This is a genomic window from Psychroflexus aurantiacus, assembly GCF_010820555.1.
Classification (GTDB): Bacteria; Bacteroidota; Bacteroidia; order Flavobacteriales; family Flavobacteriaceae; genus Psychroflexus; species Psychroflexus aurantiacus.
The window spans coordinates 53,065-75,393 of sequence record NZ_JAAIKD010000007.1; the positions used below are offsets into that span (position 1 = coordinate 53,065).

The window sequence follows — 22,329 nt, forward strand, 5'->3', positions numbered from 1 at the left end:
TTATCCTTTAGAAATTTCGTTATCCAGTTCGTTGGTATCATCAGACTGATAAGGAAAATGTTGTTTCAGCTGTTTACCCGCTTCCAGGATGCCATTGACAAGTCCTCTTTTAAAATGCTGATGCTTAAACTGACTTAAGATTTCATCTCTGGTACTTTCCCAGAATCCTTTGGGTACCACATCATTTATACCCTTATCGCCAAGAATCACTAACTGATGATCATCTATCGCGACGTAAATCAAAACGCCATTGGAAAGTTCCGTTTTATGCATTTCCAGCTTTTCGAAAATTTCCAAAGCTCTTTCAAATCTGTCCTTAGGACATTTGTGTTCTATATGTACTCGAATTTCTCCAGAAGTATTGAGCTCTGCTTCTTTTATAGCCTCTACGATATCGTGCTCATCGGCTGGATTTATAAATTCAGATACTTTCATAATAAAACGGGTTTAATTAAAGTCAAATTCAACTTCTTTAGCTTTTTCTGCGCCTTCATCGGCAGAATATCTGGACATTTCCTCAAATCCAAACCAGCCTGCAAAAATGGAATTTGGAAATAAACTGATGTGCGTATTGTATTTACCAACAGCAGAATTATAGCGATTTCTCTCTACATTGATTCTGTTTTCGGTACCTTCCAGCTGAGTCTGAAGATTCATAAAGTTTTGGTTGGATTTCAAATCCGGATAGCGTTCTACACTTACTAATAATCGGGATAAGGCTGAATTTAATCCACCCTGAACCTGTTCATATTGTTTTATGTTTTCTTCTGTTAGATTGTCTGCATTGATGTTTACAGAAGTTGCTTTAGACCTGGCTTCGATTACCTCTGTCAGGGTATTTCTTTCGAAATCTGCAGCTCCCTGCACTGTTTTCACGAGATTCCCAATAAGGTCATTTCTCCGCTGGTAAGCGCTTTCTACATTGCTCCAGGCCGTTTTGGCTTCTTCTTTTAAGGTTATTGCTGTGTTATTGAATCCTTTGGTCCAGCTATATAAGCCGAATGCTACAACAACGATTATAATAACCGGAATTAACCACTTTTTCATTTCTTTTGATTTATTAAAGTTGATTTTTGATTGAGATAAGTTCAGATTTTATAGCTTTCAATTTGCTTATCAGTTCAAATTTTGAAAGCGTTTCTTTTTTGTCCTCGCGCAAGTGTGTTTTAGCACCTTCTAGTGTAAATCCGCGTTCTTTAACCAGATGATAAATCAAATCTATGGTTTTTAAATCATCCTGGGTAAACTTTCTATTTCCTTTTGCATTTTTTTTGGGCTGGATTTCATCAAATTCTTTTTCCCAAAATCGAATAAGAGAAGAATTGACTTCAAAAGCCCTGGCAACCTCTCCAATAGAATAATAAAGTTTTTCCCCAAGCTGGTGTTTCATCAGTCTAGAGATTGATTTTCAAGAGCAGATTGATTTAACATGATATCATATTCCTCGGCGGTCAAATCTCCGTGATAGAAATTAATGGGGTTGACTACCCTGCCGTTTTTATGTACTTCGTAATGTAAATGTGGCGCCGTGGAAAGCCCGGTATTTCCAATATAGCCTATGATTTCTCCACGTTTCACTTTTTGTCCGGGTCTTACATTAAACTCGTTTAAGTGGGCATAATAGGTTTCGTATCCGAAACCATGATCAAGAACAATTAAATTTCCGAAGCCGCTGGTTCGCTGTGCTTTTTTTACAACGGCATTTCCTGTGGCAAAAACCTCAGTATTCGTGGTGGCAGAAAAATCCATACCGTTGTGCATTTTTCTATATTTCAAAATGGGATGCATGCGTATTCCAAATCCGGAAGCCATTTTTCTCAAATCATCATTTTTTACAGGCTGTATAGCTGGAATAGAAGCTAACAGTGCTTCCTTGTTTTTTGCTAATTCTGCGATCTCATCCAGGGATTTAGATTGGATAACTAATCGTTTGGATAACTTATCTAGGTTTTTGGTGGTTTCAATGATGATTTCAGAATTTTCAAACCCTTCTAAGTCCTTATAGCGGTTAATACCTCCAAACCCGGATTTTCGCTGTTCTTCAGAAATTGGATTGGCTTCAAAATAAACCCTGTAAATATTGTCATCACGCTCCTCTACATTTTCCAAAACATCCACAATATTTTCCATTTGCTTGTTCAAAAGCTCATATTGAAATTTCATGTTTTCAATCTCTCTTTTATAGGCTCTTTCTTTTGGCGTTTCCAAATCCGGAATATTGAGGTAAACTAATACTAAGACAAAGCTCACAGTGATTATTCCCAATATGAATAAGGTCACTAAAGCAAAGCTTTTTCCTTTTTTCGGTTCGATTTTCCGATAGGATAAGGTTTCGCTGTCGTAGTAATATTTTACTTTACTCATTCTTTAATTTTATAGTATTTTTGCACCTGTGAGGTGCGAATTACCATTTCGCAACTTACAAATATAGCTCAAAATTGAAACACCTTAAAATAAATTCAGAACAGACTTTATGAAATCTATACTTCTTCGTCGTCAATTTTTAGAATTTTTCCACAGCAAATCTCACGCCATAGTGAATTCTGCCCCGATTGTATTGAAAGATGACCCTACGCTTATGTTCACCAACGCGGGTATGAATCAGTTTAAATCCTACTTTTTGGGTAATTCTGAGCCTAAATCTGTCAGGGTCACCAATTCTCAAAAATGTTTGCGCGTGAGTGGGAAGCATAACGATCTGGAAGAAGTAGGTAAAGACACCTATCATCACACCATGTTTGAGATGCTGGGTAACTGGAGTTTTGGGGATTACTTCAAAAAAGAAGCTATAGAGTGGGCCTGGGAGTTTTTAACTGAAGTGCTTAAAATTTCTAAGGATAATTTATACGTGACCATTTTTGAAGGTGATGAAGCTGACGGACTTGAAAAAGATACAGTAGCTTACGAATATTGGAAAGCACTGGTAGAGGAAGACAAGATTTTACTGGGAAACAAAAAAGATAATTTCTGGGAAATGGGAGATCAGGGACCCTGTGGTCCTGCTTCAGAAATTCATGTGGATATCAGAACCGAAGAGGAAAAGGCGAAGGTGCCCGGGAAAGACCTGGTCAATCAGGACCATCCCCAGGTTGTAGAAATCTGGAATTTAGTGTTTATTCAATATAACCGGAAAGCAAACGGGAGTCTGGAAACCCTTCCTTCCAGACACATTGATACGGGGATGGGTTTTGAGCGTTTATGTATGGTGATGCAGGATAAAACCTCCAATTACGACACCGATGTATTTACGCCTATCATTCAGAGTATTGAAAACATCACGGGTAAAACTTACGGTAAAACAGAAGAAACCGATATTGCGATAAGGGTAATCGCAGACCATGTAAGAGCCGTTGCTTTTGCCATTGCCGACGGGCAGCTGCCCAGCAGTACGGGAGCTGGTTATGTAATACGGCGAATTCTGAGAAGAGCAATCCGTTATGGATTTACCTTTTTGGATGTCAAGACCCCCTTTATATTTCAACTCGTGAATGTACTGGCAAAACAGATGGGTGAAGCTTTTCCAGAGATTTTAACTCAGGCTGAGCTTTGTAAAAACGTAATACGGGAGGAAGAGAAATCATTCCTAAGAACCCTGGAGCAAGGTCTTGGCATGCTGGATAATTTAATGGAAGCCTCTTCTTCCAAAACCATAAGTGGTGAAAAGGCTTTTGAACTTTACGATACCTTTGGCTTCCCTATTGATTTAACCAGTCTCATTTTGAGTGAGCAAGGCTATAAACTGGATTTTGAGGCGTTTCAAAAAGAACTCTCTAAGCAGAAAAAGAGATCTAAGGATGCTGCCGAAACCAGCTCAAGCGACTGGACAGAGGTCGGCTCTAGTGGAGCAGAAGTATTTGTAGGTTACGACCAGACCGAAGTTCAAACCCAACTTGTAAAGTATAGAAAAGTTACCTCTAAAAAAGAGGGTGAGCAGTACCAGCTTGTGTTGAGTAAAACACCATTTTATCCGGAAGGCGGTGGTCAGGTTGGCGACAGGGGAGTTCTGGAATTTAAGGATGGTAGCAAGGTTTATATTCTGGATACCAAAAAAGAAAACAACCAAATCATTCATTTCTCTAAGACCTTACCAAAAGCTTTAGACGAAGAATTTATCGCTAAGGTAGATGTAAGTCGCCGACAGAAAACAGCCGCCAATCATACTGCGACACACCTGTTGCATCAAGCCTTGCGCCAGGTTCTGGGAACACATGTAGAGCAAAAAGGCTCCATGGTTCAGGCGGATTATTTAAGATTTGACTTTTCTCATTTTTCAAAATTGACTGCCGAGGAACTCCAGGCAGTGGAAGATTTTGTAAACTCCAGAATTGAAGAGTCTTTGTCTTTTGAAGAAGAACGGCAAATCGCTTACGATGCTGCCATCGAAAAAGGAGCCATTGCCCTTTTCGGGGAAAAATACGGCGATAAGGTGAGGTTGGTGAAATTCGGTGACTCCATGGAATTGTGTGGAGGAACGCATGTGAACAACACGTCTAAGCTGTGGCATTTTATCATTAAGAACGAATCTTCAGTAGCTTCTGGAATAAGAAGAATCGAAGCGATCACTTCAGAAGCTGCCAAAGCATTTTTAACCAAAGAATCTCAGATTTTGGATTCGGTTAAATCCATTCTGAATCAGCCACAGGATATTTTGAAGTCTGTGGAATCCCTTCAGGAAGAGAATTTGAATTTGAAGAAAGAAGTTGAACAGCTGAATCAACTGAAACTGAAGCAAATTAAAACCGAATTGCAATCTGAATTACAGGACATGGGAGGTGTGAATTTCGTTTCACAGCAGGTGGATCTCGATGCCGGGGCCATGAAAGATCTGGCATTTCAAATAGGAGGAGAACAGGAAAATGTCTTTATTGTCTTAGGTTCTCAAGCTCAGGGAAAAGCTTTATTAGCCTGTTATATTTCAAAATCCTTAGTGGATTCTGAAGGCTGGAATGCAGGAAAAATCATTAAATCTCTGGGTAAACACATTCAGGGGGGTGGTGGTGGTCAGGCTTTTTTCGCCACGGCCGGCGGTAAGAATCCTGGCGGAATACCTAAAGCTTTGGAAGAAGCAAAGTCCCTCGTAGAGCAAAAATCAACTTAAAGCTAGCATGAAACTCACCACTGAAGTAGCACTGAAAAAAACATCTTATCCCATAGACTATGATTCTAAGGTAGTGTGTTTGGGGTCCTGTTTTGCAGAGCACATCAGCGGGAAATTAGAGGACTTTAAATTCAGAGTTAGCTGTAATCCTTTCGGAATTTTATTTCATCCTGAGGCTATTTTGAATGTGGTTAAAAAAGCAGTGAATGGCGAAGACTTTACTGCCGATGATGTGTTTCATTTTAATGAAAAATGGCATTCCTTTTTCTCTCATTCAAGACTGAGTCGGAATTCGTCTGCAGAAATTATAGCAGCATTACATTCAGCAAAAAAAGAGCTTACAGAATCGGTTGAAAATACCAGTCATGTTATAATTACATTCGGCACTTCTTTTATCTACAGGCATATAGCGACTGGACAAGGTGTTGCGAACTGTCATAGACGTCCACAGGAGCAGTTTGAAAAGCAACTCACGCCACTAGTTGAATTACAGGAACTTTTAAGGGAGTTAATCTCCAGTTTTGAAAAATTGCAACCCGGGGTGAAACTGATTTTCACGATCTCTCCGGTCAGGCATATCAAAGATGGAATTGTGGAAAATCAACGCAGTAAAGCGCACTTGATAGCGGCTTTGCACAGTGTTTTGAACGAAAAATCTGGGATGCATACCTACTTTCCTTCCTATGAACTGATGATGGATGAGTTGCGTGACTACCGGTATTACGATCGGGACTTGATTCATCCCAGTGCCTTGGCTGTGGATGTGATTTGGGAAAAATTCAAATTGAATTTTATTTCTGAAGCTGTGTTTGAGGATATGGTCAAGGTCGAAAAACTTCAGAAATCTCTGGCCCACCGTTCAACGGAAACCAAAGGCGAGGCTTATGACAAACTGAAAGCCTACCAGTATAAATTTAAAGAGGAACTGGTTAAAAAATATCCTTTCATGAGGTTTTAAGACTGATGACGAGACGAGAAGAAATTATAAAGGTTGCTAAAACTTTGTTCAGAGAACAAGGCTATAAGTCTGTGAGTATGCGGGATCTCGCTAAAGCTATGGATTTGAAGGCTGCGAGTTTGTACAATCACATCAGCTCCAAGGAAGAGATCCTGGCTGAAATTGTTTTGGGTGTTGCTTATTTTTTTACCAAAGAAATGGAGCTGGTTAAAAGCTTAAAAGCCGATTCCAAAACGCTTTTAGAAGCTGTAATCAATCATCATATTGAACTTACTTTGAATAATCCTGAAGCCATCGCTATTGTAAATAACGACTGGATACATTTGGAAAGCTCTCATTTTGAAGAATTCCTGGAACTCAGGAATGCCTACGAACAGGATTTGAGGGACATGATTAGCCGGGGAATTGAAGCAGGGGAAATTATGCCGAATAATACTGAGGTCATGCTTTTTTCAATGCTGTCTACGCTGAGGACCTTGCATTCCTGGTACAGAAGACGGAGTGGAATTGATGGTGAAGCCCTTAAAAACGATATTACCGAAATTCTGCTTAACGGAATCGTGGCCAAACCTTTAAAAAAAATTTACCAGCCTTAAAAATTATGTAATTAGTTAAACCTTTGCTTATTTTAGAAGAATGTATTTGAAGTTTGGCAAGCCTTTGTTTGATTGGATCATCAGTTTTTTGGGGATACTGCTTTTGAGTCCGTTTTTGATACTTCTATCGATTTCCCTCTTTTTTATTCATAAGTCCAGTCCTTTTTTTCTTCAGACAAGAGTCGGGCAGCATGCCAGACGTTTTAAAATTTATAAATTCAAGACGCTTCTGAAGACGGGTCAGTCTCACTGGTTTCTTAAATTCCTGCGTAAAACTAAGATGGATGAGCTGCCTCAGCTCATCAATGTCCTGAAGGGGGAAATGAGTCTGGTAGGCCCGCGACCGGATATCCCCGGATATTACGATCGGCTCAAAGGCGAACACCGTTTGATTTTAAAACTCAGACCTGGCATTACTGGATATGCTTCTATAGCATTTGCTAACGAGGAGCAGATCCTGAGTGAGCAGCAAAATCCACTACATTATAACGATGAGATGATTTTTCCGGAAAAGGTGAAATTAAATTTAGACTATTATTGTCATGTTTCTTTGGGGTTAGATTTAAAAATTCTTTTTAAAACGATACTTTTACCGTTCAATCTATAATCTATGTCAATGCCTTCAGAATTATCAAAAATCTGGTTATCCTCTCCACATATGGGTGGTCAAGAAGAAGAGTTTGTTGCCAAAGCTTTTCAGGAAAACTGGATTGCACCCTTAGGTCCGAATGTAAATGGTTTTGAAGCTGATCTTGAAGATTATTTGGGTGGTACCAAAAACATAGCTGTCTTAAGCACCGGAACGGCAGCTATTCATCTGGCATTAGTGCAACTGGGGGTCAGAGAAGGGGATGAGGTGATCTGCCAAAGCTTTACGTTTTGTGGTTCTGCCAATCCGATTATGTATCAGGGAGCAACCCCTGTTTTTGTGGATAGTGAACCTTCAACATGGAACTTGTGTCCTAAGGCCCTTGAAACAGCGATTTTAGACAGAATTTCAAAAGGCAAGACCCCTAAAGCTATCATTCCCGTGCATTTGTACGGCATGCCTTATTTAGTTGAAGAAGTTGCAGCTGTAGCCAAAAAGTATAACATTCCAGTCATTGAAGATGCCGCTGAATCTCTCGGATCGACCTTTAAATCTCAGAACTGCGGAACTTTTGGTGAGTTTGCAGCCTTGTCTTTTAACGGGAACAAGATTATAACCACTTCGGGTGGAGGAGCTTTGGTATGTCCCTCAACGCAGGCTAAAGATAAAATAGTGTTTTATTCCACCCAGGCCAGGGATAATGCGCCACATTACCAGCACTCAGAAGTTGGATTTAATTATAGAATGAGTAATATTTCCGCAGGAATAGGTCGCGGGCAAATGCTGGTTCTGGATGAGCATGTGGCTTTACGGAGAGAAATGCATAAGTTTTATCAAGAAATTTTCAAGGATATTGAAGGAATTGAAGTGTTTACAGAACCTTCTGAAGATTACTTCAGTAATCACTGGTTATCTGCAATTCTTGTAGACCCCAAGAAAACCAGGGGTATTGACAGGGAACAGATGCGCCTTCATCTGGAAACCTTTAATATTGAAAGCAGGCCACTCTGGAAACCTATGCATATGCAGCCGGTCTTTGCTAATATGCCATATTACGGTGGAAAAGTTGCAGAACATTTGTTTGAAAATGGTCTTTGTTTACCTTCAGGTTCCAATCTGAGCGATGAAGACAGAGAGAGAATTAAAGCAGCTATATTAGAACTTTTCAAAAACTAAATCATGGATATATTTGAACTCATTGAAAAAAGGCGTTCGGTTTTTCCTAAACAATACAATGAAGAGCCTATTCTTAAGGAAGAGCTGGATAAAATTCTGGCGACAGCCAACTGGGCTCCAAATCATAAGCATACAGAACCCTGGCGTTTCAAAGTAATGCAGGGGGAGAGTAAATTGAAATTAGCTGAATTCCTGGTTGAAAAAAATGCGGAATGGGAAGGAAAGCCTTCGTCTTTCAAAAGAAAAAAGATTATGTCCAAGTTCGAGCAATCCCATACGGTTATTGCTATTTGCATACAGAAAAGTCCAAAAGGCAAACCCCCGGAGTGGGAAGAGATTTCTGCAGTGGCGATGGCAGTTCAGAATATGTGGCTAGCCTGTACTGCGTTGAATATTGGCTCCTACTGGAGTTCACCATCCCTCATAAATCTTGTTGATGACTTCTTTAATCTTAAAGAAGGAGAATCCTGTCTCGGTTTTTTCTATATGGGTAAATATGATGGGGAACTGCAAGAAGGCAAGCGTAAGTCATCTGTCGATACAAAGATCGACTACTTTTTAGACTGACTTAAGATAAAAAAACTTCACTAACTCAGTAAAATGATATTAAATCAGATGTGAAGTCGATTTTAATGCCTTATATTTAAATATCGGATGTGTTAAAAATTTGATATACCCGATGATAAGGAATATATTAGGGTGTGTGGAATATAGATTTAACATATCGAGAAAAATTACAACCAACCTTTGATCGGCTCTACGAAAAAAAGGCATTGTTGCATGAAGCCAGACCGCTTCCACAAATCGCTTTGCAAAAAATTCAGGACGCATTATCTGTAGAATGGACTTATAATTCTAATAGCATAGAAGGCAATACACTTACTTTGCAAGAGACTCAATTGGTTTTACATGAAGGGATTACCATTAAGGGCAAGTCACTTCGTGAGCATTTTGAAGTCAAGAATCACGAATTGGCTTTAAACCATTTGTATACTTTAAGCAATCAGAATTACCAGCCTAACGCCAGTGATATTTTAGACTTGCATAGGTATGTGCTCAGGAGTATTGAAGAAGATTATGCAGGAAGATTACGTACAGGGGGTGTTCGCATTTCCGGTGCAAATTTTATTCCTCCCAATGCGCGTAAAGTCCCAGATTTGCTGGACGAGCTTATTGAGTTTGTTGTAGAAAATCCTTTACAGCTCAACGCTATTGAGCTGGCAACAGTTTTCCATCATAAGTTTGTTTGGATACACCCTTTTTTTGAGGGGAACGGCCGTACAGTCAGGTTAGTCATGAATTTGCTCTTGCTTAAAGTGGGGTTTACGCCTGCTATTGTTTTAAGCACAGATCGCCAAAAATATTATACCGCCTTAAATGCAGCCAACAAAGGAAACTATTTTAAACTTAGTTTGTTGATGGCCCAGGCCTTAGAGCGCACCATGAACATTTATACTGGTTCTCTTCCAGACAATGGTATGGGCTTTATGGAAATTTCAAGTTTGGTGGAAGAAGAAAAATTACCCTATGGTCAGGAATACATTAGTTTGTTGGCAAGGCAAGGAAAAATAGATGCATACAAAGAAGGTAGAAACTGGCTCACCACCAAAGCAGCTGTTTTTGAGTATATCAAGAATCGTGAGCGAAAACGGGTATTGTAGAGTATTTAGTTTTCTCTTGAGTTGTAGTCTTAATTTTTGAGCTTACTGACTCACATCGCATGAGCTAAAACTAGGCCCGATAGAAATGGAAAGCCCGTTACCCCCAAAGCTTTGGGGGCGGACTTGAAATGCATAGGGAGATATGTTGCTTATATTCCCTTAAATAATATTAAATTTAACATCAATTTTTTTAAACTAAAACTAACAATCGTTAGTTTTGTTGTTAAACCGATAATTCATGCCGAGTTTTTTTCCGATTAAGGTCAAGGATGTTTATAAAGAAACAGAGGATTGCTCTGTCATTAATTTACATATCCCCGAAGATTTAAAATCTGATTTTCAGTATCATCAGGGTCAGCATTTGACTTTAAAAAAAGATATCAACGGTGAAGACGTGAGAAGGTCGTATTCGCTGTGTTCCAGCCCGGTTGATGATGAATGGAAAGTGGCAGTCAAGCAAATATATGAGGGGAAATTTTCAACCTATGTGAATCAGGAATTGAAAGCCAATGACATTCTGGAAGTGATGCCGCCAAGCGGTGATTTTGGAGTAGATGTACAGCAGGATACAGATCAAACCTACCTGTTTTTTGCTGCAGGAAGCGGAATCACGCCTATCTTATCCATGATAAAAACCCATCTGGCCAAGGAGCCCAATTCAAATTGTAAGCTCTTTTACTTGAATAAGAACGCTAAATCCATTATCTTCAAGGAGGAAATAGAGCAGATTAGAAATCGCTACTTTGGAAGATTCGAAATTTTCTATTTTTTAACCCGGGAGCAACGTGATATTGAATTGTTGAACGGAAGATTTACTCCTGAAAAAATTCAGGCTCTGTCCAACTCTGTTTTTGATATTGATGAAGTCAGCGATGTTTTTGTTTGCGGACCCGAGCAGATGATTTTTATGATTCGTGACGAGCTGACGCGCCTTGGACTTGAAGCGGATAGAATTCATTTTGAGCTGTTTGTTTCCGGACTTTCAGAAGCGGACAAACAACGAACTGATGCAGCTCTGGCCAAACGAAAAGACGGGACTCAAATCACTATTTTGGATGGAGGGAAGGAGTTTCACTTTGCGATGACCAAAGCCTATGATAATATACTGGATGCAGCCTTAGCTGCCGGAGCAGATTTGCCTTTCGCCTGTAAAGGAGGAGTTTGCAGTACCTGTAAATGCCGAGTCATGGAAGGACATGTAGAAATGAAAGTGAATTACGCTTTGGAAAAACACGAAGTTGCTAAAAATCTGGTTCTGAGTTGTCAGGCTGTACCTACTACAGATAAGGTGACCGTAGATTTTGACGTTTAAAGGAGTGCCTAGTAGTGAGTACTAAGTAAAAAGCATATAGGAAAAAGAGAAAGGAGTAAAGATAATTTGAAATAACAAAAGCTATGAAGAATCAAGACACTATGCAGGATAAAGAACAGATGAAAAGCTTAGAGGACATTTTTGAAGCTAAAATCGCTCGTGATGAGAAAATCGAGCCTAAAGACTGGATGCCTGAAAAATACAGGAAGACACATATTCGACAAATTTCTCAGCACGCGCATTCCGAAATTGTAGGTATGCTGCCGGAAGGAAACTGGATTAGCAGAGCGCCTTCCTTAAGAAGAAAGGTAGCGCTTCTGGCGAAAGTTCAGGACGAGGCCGGACATGGCTTATATCTTTACTCTGCCTGTGAAACTTTGGGGATTTCCAGAGAGGAGCTTTACGACCAGCTGCATTCTGGGAAAGCTAAATATTCAAGTATTTTCAATTATCCAACCTTAACCTGGGCAGATATTGGAGCCATTGGCTGGTTAGTGGACGGGGCAGCAATTATAAATCAGGTGCCGCTGTGCAGTACTTCTTTTGGACCCTATGCCAGAGCCATGGTAAGGGTGTGTAAGGAAGAAAGTTTCCACCAAAGACAGGGTTATGAAATCATGATGACGCTTTGCAACGGCACTCAGGAGCAAAAAGATATGGCTCAGGATGCACTGGACCGTTGGTGGTGGCCCGCTTTGATGATGCTTGGTCCTACCGATGATGAATCTACGCATACAGAACAGTCCATGAAATGGAAATTAAAACGAAAAACCAACGATGAATTGCGTCAGCAGTTTATAGATCAGACTGTCCCTCAGGCCGATATTCTAGGACTTAAGGTGCCAGACGAAGATTTGCAATACAATACTGAAACCGGTCATTATGACTTTGGAGAAATCGACTGGGAAGAGTTCTGGCAGGTTGTCAAAGGACACGGGATGTGTAATAAAGAACGTATTTCAGCCAGAAAAAATGCCTGGGACGAAGGAGAATGGGTGAGAGATGCAGCCCTTGCTTATGCCGATAAGCAAGCGGATAAAGAAGTTAAGGAAGCAGTTTAAGTACAAAGCAAAGAGTAGGGTGTATTGAGATCACAAGAGAAGGGATAAAAGAGAAAAGATAATAATTTTGACTCACGACTCACGACTATTAAAACAAACACAATGAAAAAAAACTGGCCACTTTGGGAAGTTTTCGTAAGAAGTAAAAATGGATTAGAGCACCGCCATTTTGGGAGTTTACACGCTCCAGATGCCGATATGGCTCTTAAAAATGCACGGGATGTTTACACCAGACGCAGTGAAGGTGTGAGCATCTGGGTGGTGGAATCCAAAAATATAAAAGCATCCAATCCGGATGATAATGGAGAAATGTTTGAGCCTGCAGCCGACAAAGCTTATCGCCATCCCACATTCTACGAGTTACCGGATGATATCGAACATATGTAGTAACTGGACAGGCTGCTCTAATTTAAAGATTTAAGTACATGACAAACGAAAATTTAATTCAGTATATCTACGGCATAGCCGATAATTCCCTGATTTTAGGTCAGCGAATTTCAGAACTCTGTGGACACGGACCCACCCTGGAGACCGATATTGCCATGACTAATATGGCCCTGGATTTACTTGGTCAGACCCGAAGTTACTTCCAGTACGTAGCCGAACTTTCCCCCAAAGCTATCACCGAAGATGACGTTGCTTTTTTAAGAACAGAGCGTGAATACAAAAATGTACTTTTGGTAGAACAGCCCAACACAGACTTTGCGTATATCATTGTGAGACAATATTTCTTTGATGTTTTCCATTTCATGTTTTTGAAAGCCCTGGAAAACTCCAAAAACATAAATTTTCAGGCGATTGCTAAAAAGAGCTTGAAGGAAGTTTCTTATCACAAACGTTTTTCGGGAGACTGGCTAAAAAGGCTGGGCGATGGAACGGAAGAAAGCAAGCAAAAAGCTCAGAAAGCGGTTAATGATTTATGGGCATATACCGACGAGCTATTTCATATGACCGAAAATGACAAAGTCGTCGCCGAAGCCGGATACGGTGTGGACACTACAAGTTTCAAAGACGAGTATTACGCGGTCATCACCGCTCTGCTCCAGGAAGCGACGCTTGATGTTCCTGAGACAAAGTATTTCCAAAAGGGTGGTAAGCATGGAATTCATACAGAATACATGGGCTATATTTTATCAGACATGCAGTATATGCAACGGACTTACCCGGATATGAAGTGGTAGCGTAGAGATGAGAAATTAGATAGCAGATATCAGAAGTTCAATATTTGATACCAAAGAAAGAGCCCTGGAATAATTGGATTACCAATAACTATCAACAAAAAAAAACCAACAACCAATACCTAACTTATGACGCAGGACGTAGACATAGATACTGAGTTACATGAGATTCTGAAGTCGGTTCCCGATCCTGAGATTCCTGTGTTGTCTATTATCGATTTAGGCGTTGTCCGTTCTGCAAAAGTACTGCCCAATAAAGAGGTTAAAGTTGAAATTACCCCTACTTACAGCGGCTGTCCGGCTATGGATGTCATCGGCGACGATATCAAAACCGAGCTCTCAAAACACGGCTATATCCCAGAGGTAAAACTCATTTTATCTCCTGCATGGACGACAGACTGGATGACCGATGAAGGCAAAAAAGCCCTCAAAGACTACGGCATTGCTCCACCCATGGATGCGACGTCAGACAAAGACGCCCTGCTCGGTAACAAGCGGGTCATTCCTTGTCCGCAATGTGAATCCAAAAATACAAGACTCGTAAGTCAGTTTGCTTCCACGGCCTGCAAGGCGATGTTCAAATGCGAGGACTGCGAAGAAACCTTCGATTATTTTAAATGTCTTATCTAAGTTTGCTTTGGCGGTTACTCCCCAAAGCCTTGGGGTGTCAGGCCTGCCTTTCCAAGGAACGCAGGCAGGCTTTCGGCAGTCGCTTTCTTTCGCATGCTATGGCAGCGGAAAAAAAGCCCCTACTCATGCCTCAATCCCTAACCGAGGCTTACTCCAGGTTTTCGCTTTTCAGAAGTTTCGATAAAGCTGACTTCAGTGAATCAAAGCTGAGTCAACCTCATTTCAAACAGGTTTTACAACCTAATTTCGTAACTTTTCAGCTTAAAAATCACTAATAATATAAATCTATGGATTCCAGTATATTACTCACAGTTCAAAATCAAGTTGCTTACATCAGGTTTAATAGACCCAATAAATTCAACAGTTTTAACCGGGAAATGGCATTTGCTTTGCAAAAGAACATCGATGATTGCATCCGAAATGAAGAGGTAAGAGCCATCGTTTTAACTGGTGAAGGAAAAGCTTTTTGTGCGGGTCAGGATATTCAGGAAATTACAGATCCGGAGCAACATCCGGGCTTTAAGCAAATCTTAGAGGATCATTACAATCCCATCATTACTAGAATTCGAAATATTGAAAAACCGGTCATCGCCGCTGTCAATGGTGTTGCCGCAGGTGCAGGAGCCAACATCGCTCTGGCTTGCGATATCGTTGTTGCCAGCGAACAGGCCAGTTTTATTCAGGCTTTTTCCAAAATCGGACTCATACCCGATTCGGCTGGAACTTTCTTCCTGCCCAGACTTATCGGTTTTCAAAGAGCCTCTGCTTTAGCTATGCTTGGGGATAAAGTGGATGCGGTGGAAGCAGAACGCATGGGGATGATTTACAAATATTACTCTCCGGAATCGTTTCAGGAAGAAGTAGAGCAGCTGGCTGAAAGACTCGCCAAAATGCCAACCAAAGCTTTGGCCTATACTAAAAAAGCACTGAACAAGTCTTTCAATAATTCACTTGAAGATCAACTCACTCTTGAATCTGAATACCAAATCGCCGCCGCCTCTACCGAGGATTACGAAGAAGGTGTTGCTGCGTTTATGGAGAAGAGAGAGGCGAAGTTTAAAGGAAAATAGAGTAACGATTTGAGAATCAAGATTGAAAATTGCTGAGTTTTTAACACTCCGTAATCAAGTTAAATATAAATCTTTGAAATATGAAACCAGTTGAATTAGAAGATAGACTGATCCAATCTTCAATCCATGCTATTTTATTTTGTAAAACCGTCGAGAATAATTTTGAAGGAGATTATCTGACCAAACAGTTAATAAGGTCAGCTAGTTCTTCTACCTTGAATTATGGTGAAGCAAGAAGCGCTGAGTCAACACGATATTTTTTGCACAAAATGAAAATTTATTTAAAGGAATTACGAGAAAGTATGATTAATATAAAAACTTCTACTGCAAAACTCAATATCAAATTAAAATAAATCAACAATCCTTAATCTAATAAATCGTAAATCACAATATGAAAGTAGCAATTATAGGAAGCGGAACCATGGGGAGCGGCATTGCACAGGTAGCAGCGACGGCGGGTTGCCAGGTCCAGCTTTACGATACCAAACGAGAAGTTTTGGAGCAGGCTAAACAGGCTCTGGAAAAAATTCTCAACCGGTTGATTGAAAAAGGCCGTATGGATGAAGCTGAAAAAACCAGGATTCAGTCCAATATTTCATATGAGGATACTTTAAAATCCCTTGCTAAAGCTGACTTGACCATCGAAGCGATTATTGAACATCTGGAGATCAAGCAGAAGGTGTTTAAGGAGTTGGAAAGTTACCAGAGCAAAGAGGCTATCATCGCCACTAATACGTCGTCCTTATCTATTGCTTCTATCGCTTCGGTTCTGGCACATCCAGAGCGCTGTATTGGAGTTCATTTTTTTAATCCGGCTCCACTGATGCCCTTGGTAGAAATTGTACCTGCAGTACAAACGTCTCAGGAGGTTTTTGATAAAGTATTTTCAACGATTCAGGACTGGAAAAAAGTCCCCGTAAAAGCTCAAGATACACCAGGGTTTATCGTGAATCGCGTTGCCCGACCGTTTTATGGAGAAGCGCTTAGGATTTACGAAGAACGCTATGCCGGGGTGCCCGAAGGTGAAGCAGGTTTTGCAACGATTGACTGGGCTATGAAAGCATTTGGAGGTTTTAAAATGGGACCTTTTCAGTTGATGGATTTCATTGGAAACGATGTCAATTATACCGTGACCGAAACCGTTTTTAAAGCCTTTTACTTCGATCCGCGATACAAACCTTCTTTCACTCAGAAACGCTTTGCGGAAGCAGGTTACCTGGGACGAAAGTCCGGAAGGGGATTTTACAATTATAGCGAAGATGCTCAAAAAGCAGCTCCTGTAAAAGACCGGGAAATGGGGCAGAAGATTTTTGATCGTGTATTGGTTATGCTTATCAATGAGGCAGCAGATGCTTTATTCTTAAACATTGCCACAGCCAAAGACATTGATCTGGCGATGACCAAAGGGGTGAATTATCCCAAAGGGCTTTTGACTTGGGCCAATGAAAAGGGAATAACTTGGTGCGTTGAACGACTTGATCATCTTTATGATATCTATAGAGAAGACAGGTACCGATGTAGTCCTTTGTTGAGGAAGATGAAAGAAAAAGGGGATAGGTTTTAGGTGGTAGGAATTAGGTTCTAGGAAATAGTAATATAAACATGAAGTCTAAGTATCATTTTAAATTTGAGGATTTAAAAGTCTATCAAAAAGCGATGGAATTTGGTGAAGCTGTACATCAACAAACAAAATGTTTCCCAAAAGAAAAACAATTTGGATTGACTTCCCAATTTAGAAGAGCCAGTGATTCGATAGCTTTAAATATCACGGAAGGTTCAGCTGGAACAGATAAACCGTTTAATAATTATCTTGAAATGCTTATCATAGCTTACAAGAATATGTGTCTTGCAGTACAAAAGCTTTTCAAAGAAACTACATTAGTCAAGAGATTAATGAAGCAAATCGAGAATACTTAGTTGAGTTGGCTAAAATGATTAGCAGCTTAGGTGCTTCAATTTCTAAAAGAATAAGAAACAAATAAATGACCTAAAACTTACACTCTATGTGCTACAACCTAATACCTAAAAAGATGCTCTCCCAAGACCCCTTCAGTACCTGGCTGGGAATTGAAATCCTGGAGGTGAGTTTAGGGAGATGCAAAGTGGGCTTGAAGATACGCCCGGAGATGCTCAATTCCATGCAAAAGGCGCATGGCGGCATCACCTATGCTTTGGCAGACACCGCTTTTGGCTTTGCGGCTAATACCTTTGGTAAATATGCGGTTTCGATAGAAACCTCCATCAATCATATCGAAGCCTTACATGTTGATGATTACATAACCGCAGAATCCAAGGTTGAGGTCACCAAAAACAGACTGGGTTTCCATTATGTAGAAGTAAAAAATGAAGAAGAAATTGTTGCCCTTTTTAAGGGTGTAGTGTTTAGGACTTCTAAAGCATGGGAACTAAATGATAATTAAATTTTATAAATTGAAAACGAATTTGCGTTAAGGATTGTAGTGGAAAGCCCGCAGTCCCCAATACTTTGGGGAGGAGGACTTGAAACAAAAAGCCTGTAAACGCCCAAGATAAATAACAAAAAACGACATATGGACGCCTATATAATTGACGGGATACGAACACCGATTGGTAACTACAAAGGTACGCTTTCGCCTGTGAGAGCAGATGATTTGGGAGCTCTGGTTATCAAAGAACTACTGAACAGAAATCCTTCCATACCCAAAGAAGCCTTTGACGATGTGATCCTGGGCTGCGCCAATCAGGCCGGGGAAGACAACCGAAACGTAGCCAGAATGTGCTCGCTTTTGGCAGGAATGCCCCATTCGGTACCTGGCGAAACCGTGAATCGATTATGCAGCAGCGGACTTTCTGCAATCATTCACGCCAACCGAGCGATAAAGGCAGTGGACGGCGATTTGTTCATCGCTGGTGGAGTTGAGCACATGACACGTGGACCTTATGCGATTGCGAAACCCTCTTCGGCTTACGGGAATGATGCCAAAATGTACGATACGAGTTTCGGATGGCGATTTATAAACCCCAAAATGGATGAGATGTACGGCACCGACGGCATGGGGGTGACGGCAGAAAACCTGGTCGACATTCATAAAATTTCGCGTGAAGATCAGGATGCATTCGCCTATCACTCGCAAATGAAAGCCAGTAAGGCTCAGGAAAATGGACGCCTGTCTAAAGAAATTATCGCTGTACATATTCCAAGACGCAAGCAGGAGGATCTGGTTTTTGCCCAGGATGAGTTTGTAAAACCTCAAACCAAACTGGATGTCTTAGGTAAACTGAGACCAGCCTTTAGGAAGGAGGGAAGCGTAACTGCCGGGAATTCCTCAGGACTAAACGATGGCGCAGCAGCTACCATTGTAGCCTCACAAAAGTCCATTGATGCGTATAAGTTGAAGCCCATGGCGAGGATTTTAAGTTCTGCTGTTGTGGGTGTAGAACCAAGAATTATGGGTATCGGACCAGTGGAAGCTTCCAATAAAGCTTTGGCAAAAGCAGGTCTAAAAATGGAAGATATGGATATCATCGAGCTGAATGAAGCTTTTGCAGCTCAATCTTTAGCCTGTATCAGGGCCTGGGGATTGAAAGATGATGACCCGCGAATAAATCCGAATGGCGGTGCGATTGCGATTGGTCACCCGCTGGGTGTAACCGGAACCCGGCTAGCACATACGGCAGCACTTCAGCTTCAGCTAACCAATAAAAAATATGCTTTAATTACCATGTGTGTTGGTGTTGGACAGGGTTACGCTGCTGTGATTGAAAGCGTCTAAGTATGAGGAGTAATCGAAGTCCCGAGAGCATTTGCGATTCGGGATGCGGACTGTGATTGAGAATGTGAGTTAAATTAGTTTTTTGTATTTATGTTTTATAAATATGATATATAAATAATAATTATATTCGATAAAACTATAATCATGACGACATTTACATCTTCACTACCAGATGATTTGTTAGATAAGCTAGCTAAAGCTTCTTCTAATTTGAAAATGCCTAAAAATAAAATTATAGAAAGAGCATTGAATGTTTATTTGGAGCAACTCGATAGGGCAGCTTATGAAAAATCCTACAAAAGGATGGCTAATGATCCAGATATGATTGCGATGGCTGAAGAAGGCATGGCTGAATATTTAGAGCTATTAAAGGAATTTGATAAAGAATGAAAAAAGGAGAAATTTGGGAGGTTTTTATTGATCCTACTCTCGAGAGTGAACAAAGTGGACGGCGCCCTGCGGTAGTTATTTCTGGAAATTTGGCTAATAAACATTTGAATACCGTGATAGTTTGTCCTTTAACCTCCAAACTTAAGAATTATCATGGCAATCTTATTGTAGATCCAAACGGGCGTAACGGATTGAAAAGAAAATCTGAGGTAATGTCCGTACATGTAAGATCTATTTCTAAAGAAAGGTTCAAGAAAAAGCTAGGTCATTTTAATGTTTCTGAAATGGGCGTGGTAATCGAAAATCTTGAAAAAATCATTAAATATTGATTATAAAATACTAAATATGCAAACCACACAAAGTTATATTCAAGGCCAATGGACTCAGGGAAAAGGTGAAGATCAGCCGATTTACGATTCCATTACCGGAGAACATTTCACTTCTATAAATGTAGACGGGTTCAATATTCCTGAAGTTCTTGCCTATGGTCGTGAAAAGGGAGATACTCTGCGGAAAATGACTTTCCAGGAACGCGGAAATATGCTTAAATCCTTAGCCTTTTACCTTCAAAAGAAAAAAAGAGCCTTCTATGAACTGAGTTACCGCACGGGAGCTACCAAGCGGGATTCCTGGTTTGATATCGATGGGGGTTTCGGAAATTTGTTTGCCAATGCTTCGTTGAGAAAATTGTTTCCCAATCAGCCTTTTGATGTGGAAGGAGATCCTATCGATTTGTCGCATGGCGGACGCTTTATGGCTCATCATATTCTGGTGCCAAAAGAAGGAGTGGCCGTGCATATCAATGCTTTTAATTTTCCAGTGTGGGGAATGCTGGAGAAATGTGCGGTCAACTGGATGGCGGGAGTTCCTGCTTTAGTTTTGCCAGCACCACAATCTGCTTATTTAACCGAGGCAGTGGTGAGAGAAATCATCGCTTCCGGAATTTTGCCGGAAGGCGCTCTGCAGCTGATTTCAGGAACCGAGAAAACTATTCTAAACCATGTTGAATCTCAGGACATAGTGACTTTTACGGGTTCAGCAACCACAGGGCGACTATTGAAAAGTCACCCGAGACTGCTTGAGGAATCCGTTCCTTTTACGATGGAAGCCGACTCGTTGAATGCTTCAATTCTGGGAGAGGACGCCGTTCCTGGAACACCAGAATTTGATTTGTTCATTCGTGAGGTGCGAAATGAAATGACGGTAAAGTGCGGTCAGAAATGTACGGCTATTCGTCGTGCAATTGTTCCTGAGTCTTTAATTGAAGATGTTCAGATTGCACTGGGTAAAGCTTTGGATAAAGTCACACTCGGCGATCCTAGACTTAAGGAGGTACGCATGGGAAGTCTAATCGATAGAAAACAGGTGGAAGCTGTTAAAAAAGCAATTGGTGAAATTTCAAAAACAGCAGAAATAGTCTATGGCGACTTTAATGCTGCAGAAACCCTCAATGCTGACTTCGAAAAAGGCGCATTTATCAAACCGATTTTGATGCGTGAAGACTACCCGTTCAAAAATGAAGCGGCTCATGTGACTGAAGCCTTTGGCCCTGTAAGTACATTAATGCCATATACAACCTTAGAGGAAGCGATTCAGCTTTCCAAAAAAGGAAAGGGGTCTCTGGTAAGTTCCATTTTTACCAATGATGATGCTACAGCGCGTGATTATACCATTAAAGCAGCGTCTCACCATGGAAGGATCATGTCGATTAACCGGGAGTCTGCTAAACAAAGTACTGGACACGGTTCGCCATTACCAAATCTGGTCCATGGGGGGCCAGGACGGGCTGGTGGTGGAGAAGAAATGGGAGGAAAACGCGGTATCAAACACTTTATGCAGCGATGTGCCATCCAGGGAAGTCCGACGACCTTAACCGAAATCACAGGGATTTATCAGCCCAAAGCCGATTATAAAGAAACTGAAAAGCATCCGTTTGCTTATCACTGGGAAGATATTCAGCCAGGGATGTCCTTAAAAACCCATAACCGAACCTTGACCGATACCGATATCATCAATTTTGGAAACCTCACCTGGGATCATTTTTATGCACACACTGATATTACGTCCTTAGAAGGCAGCATTTTTGAGCAGCGAACCGCTCACGGTTATTTTATTATTTCGGCAGCAGCTGGATTATTTGTGTACCCTAATAAAGGTCCCGTTGCAGCCAATTATGGCCTGGAAGAGATTCGGTTTTTGAGACCGCTGTATCATAACGATACGATTCATGTGCGACTGACTTGTAAAGAAAAGGTGGACAGAGATCAAAAAGGAAAAGAACTCCCGAGCGGGATTGTGAAATGGTATGTGGAGGTCTTCGATACGGAAGCCGTCGAAGAAGACGATAAACTGGTCGCCATCGCTACCATTCTCACAATGGTCCAGAAGAAGCAGACTACCTTTCATGACATAGATAGAGATTTTGTTGAAAGCAAGCTAAAAGCACTTTCAGAAGAATATCAGCCTCAATGGGGGCTAATGACTCCACAGCATATGCTGGAGCATTTGGAAATGACTTTAAAAATAGCTACTGGTGAAATTTCAGATTTTGAAGTTGCGACACCAGAAGAGTATATCGAAAAGGTACAGGAAACTTTGTACAATTACGAAAAGATGCCTCGAGGTTATAAAATGCCTTTGATGAAAAAAGAAGGGCTAGAGGATTTGAAGCATGACAATCTCGATGAGGCTAAAAAAGCCCTACTGGAAGCCTATGATGCGTTTGTAGTGTTCTTCAGAGAGCATCCAGACGCCATTACTAAAAATGCTGTCTTTGGAAAGCTGACCGCTTTTGAATGGAAACTATTAAATCGAAAACATTTCAATCATCATTTTGAACAGTTTGGATTGATTTAGAA

The 22,329-nt window shown here is 40.8% G+C and carries 26 protein-coding genes; 22 read left to right on the plus strand and 4 right to left on the minus strand.

The window, feature by feature from the left end; genetic code table 11:
- Genes G3567_RS12090 through G3567_RS12105 form a run of 4 tightly spaced genes read right to left on the minus strand, consistent with a single transcriptional unit; the run spans position 1 to position 2,364 of the window.
- Positions 1-438 (minus strand): TPM domain-containing protein, encoded by a 438-nt coding sequence (locus G3567_RS12090; RefSeq protein ID WP_164005653.1) that lies wholly within the window; start codon positions 436-438, stop codon positions 1-3.
- A 9-nt stretch (positions 439-447) separates the two neighbouring features.
- Entirely contained in the window at positions 448-1,047 is a 600-nt protein-coding gene (locus G3567_RS12095; RefSeq protein WP_164005578.1) for a LemA family protein, read from the minus strand.
- A 13-nt stretch (positions 1,048-1,060) separates the two neighbouring features.
- Positions 1,061-1,390: a MerR family transcriptional regulator gene (locus G3567_RS12100; RefSeq protein ID WP_164005579.1), complete on the minus strand. Its 330-nt coding sequence runs from the start codon at positions 1,388-1,390 to the stop codon at positions 1,061-1,063.
- Positions 1,390-2,364, minus strand: coding sequence for a M23 family metallopeptidase (locus G3567_RS12105; RefSeq protein ID WP_164005580.1), 975 nt, complete (start codon positions 2,362-2,364; stop codon positions 1,390-1,392). Before G3567_RS12105 ends, G3567_RS12100 begins: the two co-directional genes overlap by 1 nt.
- Positions 2,365-2,473: 109 nt before the next feature.
- Between G3567_RS12105 and alaS the strand changes: the two genes are divergently transcribed.
- From alaS to paaZ, 22 genes are all read left to right on the plus strand, one after another.
- Positions 2,474-5,098, plus strand: a complete 2,625-nt coding sequence (alaS, locus tag G3567_RS12110; protein ID WP_164005581.1) for an alanine--tRNA ligase — start codon at positions 2,474-2,476, stop codon at positions 5,096-5,098.
- 7 nt (positions 5,099-5,105) lie between these two features.
- Positions 5,106-6,056 (plus strand): GSCFA domain-containing protein, encoded by a 951-nt coding sequence (locus tag G3567_RS12115; RefSeq protein WP_164005582.1) that lies wholly within the window; start codon positions 5,106-5,108, stop codon positions 6,054-6,056.
- A 5-nt stretch (positions 6,057-6,061) separates the two neighbouring features.
- Positions 6,062-6,652 (plus strand): TetR/AcrR family transcriptional regulator, encoded by a 591-nt coding sequence (locus tag G3567_RS12120; protein WP_164005583.1) that lies wholly within the window; start codon positions 6,062-6,064, stop codon positions 6,650-6,652.
- 40 nt (positions 6,653-6,692) lie between these two features.
- Complete coding sequence (locus G3567_RS12125) at positions 6,693-7,259, plus strand: sugar transferase (protein ID WP_164005584.1); 567 nt, start codon at positions 6,693-6,695, stop codon at positions 7,257-7,259.
- A 9-nt stretch (positions 7,260-7,268) separates the two neighbouring features.
- Positions 7,269-8,417: a DegT/DnrJ/EryC1/StrS family aminotransferase gene (locus G3567_RS12130; protein WP_164005585.1), complete on the plus strand. Its 1,149-nt coding sequence runs from the start codon at positions 7,269-7,271 to the stop codon at positions 8,415-8,417.
- 3 nt (positions 8,418-8,420) lie between these two features.
- Positions 8,421-8,984 (plus strand): nitroreductase family protein, encoded by a 564-nt coding sequence (locus G3567_RS12135; protein ID WP_164005586.1) that lies wholly within the window; start codon positions 8,421-8,423, stop codon positions 8,982-8,984.
- A 134-nt stretch (positions 8,985-9,118) separates the two neighbouring features.
- On the plus strand, positions 9,119-10,078 hold the full coding sequence (locus tag G3567_RS12140; RefSeq protein WP_164005587.1) for a Fic family protein: 960 nt from the start codon (positions 9,119-9,121) through the stop codon (positions 10,076-10,078).
- A gap of 238 nt (positions 10,079-10,316) precedes the next feature.
- A complete protein-coding gene (locus tag G3567_RS12145; RefSeq protein ID WP_164005588.1) occupies positions 10,317-11,390 on the plus strand; it encodes a 2Fe-2S iron-sulfur cluster-binding protein in 1,074 nt (357 codons plus the stop codon).
- Between the two features lie 83 nt (positions 11,391-11,473).
- Positions 11,474-12,451: a 1,2-phenylacetyl-CoA epoxidase subunit PaaA gene (gene paaA / locus G3567_RS12150; protein ID WP_164005589.1), complete on the plus strand. Its 978-nt coding sequence runs from the start codon at positions 11,474-11,476 to the stop codon at positions 12,449-12,451.
- A gap of 102 nt (positions 12,452-12,553) precedes the next feature.
- A complete protein-coding gene (paaB, locus tag G3567_RS12155; protein WP_164005590.1) occupies positions 12,554-12,838 on the plus strand; it encodes a 1,2-phenylacetyl-CoA epoxidase subunit PaaB in 285 nt (94 codons plus the stop codon).
- Between the two features lie 38 nt (positions 12,839-12,876).
- Positions 12,877-13,632: a 1,2-phenylacetyl-CoA epoxidase subunit PaaC gene (gene paaC, locus G3567_RS12160; protein ID WP_164005591.1), complete on the plus strand. Its 756-nt coding sequence runs from the start codon at positions 12,877-12,879 to the stop codon at positions 13,630-13,632.
- A 126-nt stretch (positions 13,633-13,758) separates the two neighbouring features.
- A complete protein-coding gene (gene paaD / locus G3567_RS12165; RefSeq protein WP_164005592.1) occupies positions 13,759-14,259 on the plus strand; it encodes a 1,2-phenylacetyl-CoA epoxidase subunit PaaD in 501 nt (166 codons plus the stop codon).
- The gene (locus G3567_RS12170; RefSeq protein ID WP_164005593.1) at positions 14,247-14,534 is read left to right on the plus strand and encodes a hypothetical protein; all 288 of its coding nucleotides are present in this window, start codon (positions 14,247-14,249) and stop codon (positions 14,532-14,534) included. Before paaD ends, G3567_RS12170 begins: the two co-directional genes overlap by 13 nt.
- A gap of 12 nt (positions 14,535-14,546) precedes the next feature.
- A complete protein-coding gene (locus tag G3567_RS12175; RefSeq protein WP_164005594.1) occupies positions 14,547-15,329 on the plus strand; it encodes an enoyl-CoA hydratase-related protein in 783 nt (260 codons plus the stop codon).
- A gap of 80 nt (positions 15,330-15,409) precedes the next feature.
- Positions 15,410-15,682 carry a four helix bundle protein gene (locus tag G3567_RS12180; protein WP_164005595.1) on the plus strand — a complete coding sequence of 91 codons (273 nt, stop codon included), beginning with the start codon at positions 15,410-15,412 and terminating at the stop codon, positions 15,680-15,682.
- 38 nt (positions 15,683-15,720) lie between these two features.
- Positions 15,721-16,893 carry a 3-hydroxyacyl-CoA dehydrogenase NAD-binding domain-containing protein gene (locus G3567_RS12185; protein WP_164005596.1) on the plus strand — a complete coding sequence of 391 codons (1,173 nt, stop codon included), beginning with the start codon at positions 15,721-15,723 and terminating at the stop codon, positions 16,891-16,893.
- Positions 16,894-16,931: 38 nt separating this feature from the next.
- Positions 16,932-17,246, plus strand: a complete 315-nt coding sequence (locus G3567_RS12190) for a four helix bundle protein (protein WP_317164181.1) — start codon at positions 16,932-16,934, stop codon at positions 17,244-17,246.
- Between the two features lie 86 nt (positions 17,247-17,332).
- On the plus strand, positions 17,333-17,749 hold the full coding sequence (locus G3567_RS12195; protein WP_164005597.1) for a PaaI family thioesterase: 417 nt from the start codon (positions 17,333-17,335) through the stop codon (positions 17,747-17,749).
- A 129-nt stretch (positions 17,750-17,878) separates the two neighbouring features.
- Positions 17,879-19,081, plus strand: a complete 1,203-nt coding sequence (locus G3567_RS12200) for an acetyl-CoA C-acyltransferase (RefSeq protein ID WP_164005598.1) — start codon at positions 17,879-17,881, stop codon at positions 19,079-19,081.
- A 144-nt stretch (positions 19,082-19,225) separates the two neighbouring features.
- On the plus strand, positions 19,226-19,471 hold the full coding sequence (locus G3567_RS12205; protein WP_164005599.1) for a CopG family transcriptional regulator: 246 nt from the start codon (positions 19,226-19,228) through the stop codon (positions 19,469-19,471).
- The gene (locus G3567_RS12210; protein WP_164005600.1) at positions 19,468-19,800 is read left to right on the plus strand and encodes a type II toxin-antitoxin system PemK/MazF family toxin; all 333 of its coding nucleotides are present in this window, start codon (positions 19,468-19,470) and stop codon (positions 19,798-19,800) included. The genes G3567_RS12205 and G3567_RS12210 overlap by 4 nt, the downstream gene beginning before the upstream one ends.
- 16 nt (positions 19,801-19,816) lie before the next feature.
- Positions 19,817-22,327: a phenylacetic acid degradation bifunctional protein PaaZ gene (gene paaZ / locus G3567_RS12215; protein WP_164005601.1), complete on the plus strand. Its 2,511-nt coding sequence runs from the start codon at positions 19,817-19,819 to the stop codon at positions 22,325-22,327.
- The last annotated feature ends 2 nt before the right edge of the window (positions 22,328-22,329 follow it).